This window comes from Nocardioides sp. P5_C9_2 (genome assembly GCF_054049555.1).
Genome location: NZ_JBFUMD010000245.1, coordinates 1 through 5,659 on the forward strand (window position 1 = coordinate 1; position 5,659 = coordinate 5,659).

A 5,659-nucleotide genomic window follows, 5' to 3' on the forward strand; every position below is an offset into this window, starting at 1 on the left:
GGCCCTGATGGGGCTGGTCCCGGACGGCGTCGAGGGCGCGATCGCCGGCACCGCGCTCTACGAGGGCCGCTTCACCCTCGAGGACGCGCTGGCGCTGACGAGGGGCGAGCGGTGACCCTCGCCGTACGCGTCATCCCGTGCCTGGACGTCGACGGCGGCCGCGTGGTCAAGGGCATCAACTTCACCGAGCTCCGCGACGCCGGCGATCCCGTCGAGCTGGCCCGGACGTACGACGCCGAGGGCGCCGACGAGCTGACCTTCCTCGACATCTCGGCCTCGCACGAGGGCCGCGCGACCACCATGGAGGTGGTGTCGCGGTGCGCCGAGGAGGTCTTCATCCCGCTGACGGTCGGCGGGGGAGTCGGCAGCGTCGAGGACGTCGACCGGCTGCTGCGCGCCGGGGCCGACAAGGTCGCGATGAACACCGCCGCCATCCGTCGGCCCGAGCTGATCGCCGAGGTCGCCGACCGCTTCGGCAACCAGGTGCTCGTGCTGAGCGTCGACGCCCGCCGGGCGGCCGGCACCGACTCCGGCTTCGAGGTGACCACCCACGGTGGACGCACCAGCGCCGGGCTGGACGCCGTCGCGTGGGCCGCCCGGGCGGCCGAGCTGGGGGCGGGGGAGATCCTGCTCAACGCGATGGACGCGGACGGCACCCAGGACGGCTTCGACCTCGAGCTGATCGCGGCCGTGCGCCGGGTGGTGGGCATCCCCGTCATCGCCAGCGGGGGCGCGGGTGCCGTCGAGCACTTCCCGCCCGCTGTCGACGCGGGGGCCGACGCCGTCCTCGCGGCGACCGTCTTCCACTTCGGCACGCTGCGGATCGGCCAGGTCAAGGCCGCGCTGTCGGCGTCGGGCCACCCGGTGCGCTGACCGGCCGCCACCTCGTTCACACGGTGGCCATGTGACCGGTTCGGCCCCCGGCGGACTTACGATTTCGCCATGCGCACCCTGACCCGACCCGTCGTCGCCATCTCGCTGGCCGCCGCCGTGCTCCTGACCGCCTGCGGCTCACCTCGTGACGAGGCGGACTCCGCCACCGACACGGCGTCGTCCGGGGAGACGGATGCGGCCGCGTCGTGCGACAAGGACTCGCTGGAGACGCGTTCGGCGGGAGTCCTCACCGTCGGCACCGACTCCCCGGCGTACGAGCCGTGGTTCGTGGACGACGACCCCGCCAACGGGCAGGGGTACGAGTCGGCGGTCGCGTACGCGGTCGCCGAGCAGCTCGGGTACGCCGAGGACGAGGTCGAGTGGGTGGTCGTGCCGTTCAACGCGGTGGTCAGCCCCGGTGAGAAGAAGTTCGACCTCGACGTCAACCAGGTCTCCATCACCGAGGAGCGACGCAACGCCGTCGACTTCTCCAGCGGCTACTACGACGTGCGCCAGACGGTGATCACCAACGCCGGCAGCGACATCGACGGCGTCACCTCGATCGACGACCTCGCGGACGCGAAGCTCGGCGCCCAGGTGGGCACCACCAGCTACAACGCCATCGACGACGTCATCGGCAGCACCCAGCAGGCGGCCGCGTTCGACACCAACGACCAGGCGGTCCAGGCCCTCAAGAACGGTCAGATCGACGGCATCGTGGTGGACCTCCCGACGGCCTACTACATGACGTCCGCCCAGCTCGACGACGGCGTCATCGTCGGCCAGCTGCCCCTGCCCGACGGCGAGGTCGAGCAGTTCGGCGCGGTGCTCGACAAGGACAGCCCCCTGACCGACTGCGTCTCGCAGGCCGTCGACGCACTGCGGGAGGACGGCACCCTGGACGAGCTCGCCGACCAGTGGCTGGCGCAGCAGGGCGCGCCCGAGCTCTCCTGATGCCGGCCCCGGAGGCCGAGGCTCCACCCACCGGCTGGACGCCGTCGCAGGCCCAGCGCGAGCGTGACGAGTGGCGCCGCCGACAGACGCGCCGCAGCGCCGCGGTCGCCGCCGGCTCGACGGCCGCGGTGCTGGGGGTGGTGATCGCGTTCGTCGTCACCTCGCCGGGGTGGGAGCGCGTGCAGGAGACGTACTTCGACTGGGACRAGGCCGTGGACTCGTTCCCGGCGGTGCTCGCGGGCCTGTGGCTCAACATCCGGGTGATGGTGGTGTGCGCCGTCCTCATCCTGGTGCTCAGCCTCGCCATCGCGGTGATGCGCACCATCCGCGGGCCGGTGGCCTTCCCGTTGCGCCTGCTCGGCACGGTGTACGTCGACGTGTTCCGCGGGCTGCCGCTCCTGCTGGTCCTGTTCCTGCTGGGCTTCGGCGGCCCGGCGCTCGACCTCACCGGGCTGCCGACGTCGGCGCTCTTCTGGGGGTGCGCCGCGCTGGTGCTGTCCTACTCGGCGTACGTCGCCGAGGTCTTCCGGGCCGGGATCGAGTCGGTGCACCCCTCCCAACGCCTGGCCGGGCGTTCGCTCGGGCTGTCCTACGCGCAGACCCTGCGCCACGTGGTCCTGCCCCAGGCGTGGCGCCGGGTGCTGCCGCCGCTGATGAACGACCTGGTGTCGCTGCAGAAGGACTCCGGCCTCATCGCCGTGCTCGGCGTCATCGACGCCATCCGGGCCGCCCAGATCGAGACCGCCCGCGACTTCAACTACACGCCGTACGTCGTGGCCGGCTTCCTGTTCATCTGCCTCACCATCCCGATGGCGCGGCTGACGGACCACTTCGCCCGCAAGCAGGGCTTCCACGGTGCGGGGGGCATGCTGTGAGCGACCGGGCCGAGCTCGTGCTGGAGATGGCCGGCGTGCGCAAGGCCTTCGGCGACCACCTGGTGCTGCGCGACGTCGACCTGTCGGTGGCGCGCGGGCAGTGCGTGGTGCTGATCGGGGCCAGCGGGTCCGGCAAGTCGACGCTGCTGCGCTGCGCCAACCTCCTGGAGACGGTGGACGACGGCGTCATCACCTTCGAGGGCGAGGACGTCACCGACCCGCGGGTGGACGCCGACGCGGTCCGGGCCAGGATGGGGCTGGTCTTCCAGGCCTACAACCTCTTCCCCCACCTGAGCGTGCTCGGCAACGTGACGCTCGCGCTGCGCAAGGTGCACGGGGTCGCGGTGGCGGAGGCCGACGCGCGCGGGCTCGCGATGCTGGACCGCGTCGGGCTGGCGGACAAGGCCGGGGCCCGGCCCGACGACCTGTCCGGCGGCCAGCAGCAGCGGGTCGCGATCGCCCGGGCGCTGGTCGCCAACCCGCGCCTCATGCTGCTCGACGAGGTGACGTCGGCGCTCGACCCGGAGCTGGTGGGGGAGGTCCTCGACCTGCTCACCGACCTCAAGACCGAGGGCGTGACCATGGTCCTCAACACCCACGAGATGGGCTTCGCCCGCGACGTGGCCGACACCGTGTGCTTCCTGCACGACGGGGTCATCCACGAGTCCGGGAGCCCGGCACAGGTGATCGGCGACCCGCAGCAGGAGCGGACCCGGGCCTTCCTGTCTCGGCTGCGACTCGTCTAGGAGCCCGCTCCGGCCGGGGCGTCAGAGACCGCGGTCGGCGCCACGGAGCCGGGCGATCCGGTCCGTAGGCCCGGTGAGGTCGACGCCGAAGGTCTGCTCGCGACCGTGCAGGAAGAGCACCAGCTCGCTCGGCGGGCCGTGGACCGTCACGGGCTCGTCGCCCCGGCGCAGGGTGGCGGTCTCGTGGGTGTCCGTGCGTTCCGCCCGGACCGGCACCCCGGCCTTCGCGACGAGTCCGCGGCCAAGGAGCCGCAGCATGGTCCACAGCACGTCCTGGTCGTGACGGGTGAGCTCGCGGGGCTCCCAGCCGGGCTGCGCGCGACGCAGGTCCTCGTGGTGGACGAAGAACTCGACGGGGTTGACCCGGTCGTCGACCGCCTTGAGAGCGACCGGGGTGAGCCGGGGATGGCGGAAGCGCTCGACGAGGACGTCGAAGTCGTCGTCGGCGGTACGCCGCATCGCACGCTCGGTGAGCCCGGCGAGGGGAGGCAGCGCGATCCCGGCCGCGCCCAGCACGCTGTGCTCACGCACCAGCAGGTGCGCCAGCAGCTGGCGGACGTCCCATCCCCCGCAGAGGGTCGGGGCGTCGGGTCCGACGGCGAGCGCGGTGTCGGCCAGGGAGTGGCGCTCTGCGCGGGCGAGGCTCATGGCGCCACCCTAGGCGGGGGAGCGAGGACGGCCGCGCGATTGGGTCGCTGTCGGTGACGGGGAATAGCCTGAGCAGTCGAGTTGGTTGCGACGAGCAACCTCCTTGGAGGGCGGTGCAGACGATGAGGAGGCGGGCGACACAGGTGGCAGGCGAGGACGCGGAGCTGCGGGGATCCACGACGTGGGAGGGCTTCGGCGTACTCGGCCACGCCATCCGACGCGAACCCGGCATCTTCATCCTGTCCACGGTGGGCTCGGTGCTCTTCGCGGTGCTGACCGTCGCCGACGCCTGGGTGCTCGGGTGGGCCACCGACCACGTGGTCATCCCCGCCTTCGAGAACGGTGAGATCAGCGCCGGGCTGCTCTGGGCGGTGCTCGCCCTCTTCCTCGGTGTGGCGATCCTGCGCGCCGTGGGGATCGTGGCCCGGCGGCTCGGGGCCGGGATCATGCAGTTCCGCATGCAGGCTCACACCCGGCGGGCCGTGACCCGCCAGTACCTCACCCTCCCGATGGAGTGGCACCAGCGGCACCCGACCGGGCAGCTGCTCTCCAACGCCTACTCCGACGTCGAGGCCGCGTGGGCGCCGATCGCCCCGCTCCCGATGGCGCTCGGCACCGTCGTGATGATGGCCATCGCGGTGGTCCAGATGCTCATGGCCGACATGGTGCTGGCCCTCGTCGGGTTGCTGGTCTTCCCGGCCGTGGTGGTCGCCAACCTGGCCTACCAGCGGCTGGCCTCACCGCTGATGACGCACGCCCAGGCCCTGCGCGCCGAGGTCAGCGAGATCGCGCACGAGTCCTTCGACGGGGCCATGGTCGTCAAGACGCTGGGCCGCGAGACCCAGGAGACCGACCGCTTCCGCGCCAAGGCCCACGAGCTGCGCGACGTCAACATCCGCGCCGGCCGCATCCGCGCCGCCTTCGACCCGACCCTGGCGTCGCTGCCCAACATCGGGGTCCTGATCGTGCTGGCCGTGGGCACCGCGCGCGTCATCGGCGGCCACACCGACGCCGGCTCCGTCGTCACCGTCGCCTACCTGCTGACCATCGTGGCCTTCCCGATCCGCGCCATCGGCTGGCTGCTCGGGGAGTTCCCCCGCTCGGTCGTGGGCTACCGCCGGACCGAGGCCGTCATCGCGGCGACGGGCTCGATGGCCTACGGCCCCGCCACCCTCGAGTCGGCCGGTCGAGGCGCCGTCCTCGAGGTCGAGGGCCTGGAGTACGCCTACGACCCGGGCACTGCCCTCCTCGACGGAGTGACGTTCGACGTCCAGCCCGGTCGCACGGTGGCGCTGGTCGGCCAGACGGCGTCCGGCAAGAGCACCCTGACCAACCTGCTGACCCGTCTCGTCGACCCCGACGCGGGGACGGTCCGCGTCGACGGCGTGGACCTGCGCGACCTGGCCCGGGGCGAGCTCGCCGGGGCCGTCGCCCTGGTCCCGCAGACCGCGTTCCTCTTCGACGACACCGTGCGCGGCAACATCACGCTCGGCGCCGACATCCCCGACGACGTCGTGTGGGCCGCGCTGCGCGACGCACAGGCCGACGGCTTCGTGGCCGCCC

General features: G+C 72.5%; 6 protein-coding genes and 1 pseudogene. 6 read left to right on the plus strand and 1 reads right to left on the minus strand.

Annotated elements, in window-relative coordinates:
* The 5 genes and pseudogenes from ACXJKL_RS12920 to ACXJKL_RS12940 form a co-directional block, all read left to right on the plus strand.
* Positions 1 to 115 (plus strand): annotated as a pseudogene (locus ACXJKL_RS12920) (bifunctional 1-(5-phosphoribosyl)-5-((5-phosphoribosylamino)methylideneamino)imidazole-4-carboxamide isomerase/phosphoribosylanthranilate isomerase PriA); the annotation flags it as partial.
* Complete coding sequence (hisF, locus tag ACXJKL_RS12925; protein ID WP_457207451.1) at positions 112 to 873, plus strand: imidazole glycerol phosphate synthase subunit HisF; 762 nt, start codon at positions 112 to 114, stop codon at positions 871 to 873. The pseudogene ACXJKL_RS12920 and the gene hisF, both read left to right, overlap by 4 nt.
* A gap of 69 nt (positions 874 to 942) precedes the next feature.
* Positions 943 to 1,827: an ABC transporter substrate-binding protein gene (locus tag ACXJKL_RS12930; protein WP_457207452.1), complete on the plus strand. Its 885-nt coding sequence runs from the start codon at positions 943 to 945 to the stop codon at positions 1,825 to 1,827.
* Positions 1,827 to 2,702, plus strand: a complete 876-nt coding sequence (locus ACXJKL_RS12935) for an amino acid ABC transporter permease (RefSeq protein WP_457207453.1) — start codon at positions 1,827 to 1,829, stop codon at positions 2,700 to 2,702. Before ACXJKL_RS12930 ends, ACXJKL_RS12935 begins: the two co-directional genes overlap by 1 nt.
* Before the next feature lie 26 nt (positions 2,703 to 2,728).
* Positions 2,729 to 3,448 carry an amino acid ABC transporter ATP-binding protein gene (locus ACXJKL_RS12940; RefSeq protein WP_457207456.1) on the plus strand — a complete coding sequence of 240 codons (720 nt, stop codon included), beginning with the start codon at positions 2,729 to 2,731 and terminating at the stop codon, positions 3,446 to 3,448.
* 21 nt (positions 3,449 to 3,469) lie between these two features.
* On the opposite strand, the gene ACXJKL_RS12945 is transcribed toward ACXJKL_RS12940, so the two are convergent.
* Entirely contained in the window at positions 3,470 to 4,096 is a 627-nt protein-coding gene (locus tag ACXJKL_RS12945; protein ID WP_457207454.1) for a TIGR03085 family metal-binding protein, read from the minus strand.
* A 143-nt stretch (positions 4,097 to 4,239) separates the two neighbouring features.
* Between ACXJKL_RS12945 and ACXJKL_RS12950 the strand changes: the two genes are divergently transcribed.
* The coding region (locus ACXJKL_RS12950; protein ID WP_457207455.1) for an ABC transporter ATP-binding protein at positions 4,240 to 5,659 on the plus strand (1,420 nt) is incomplete at its 3' end.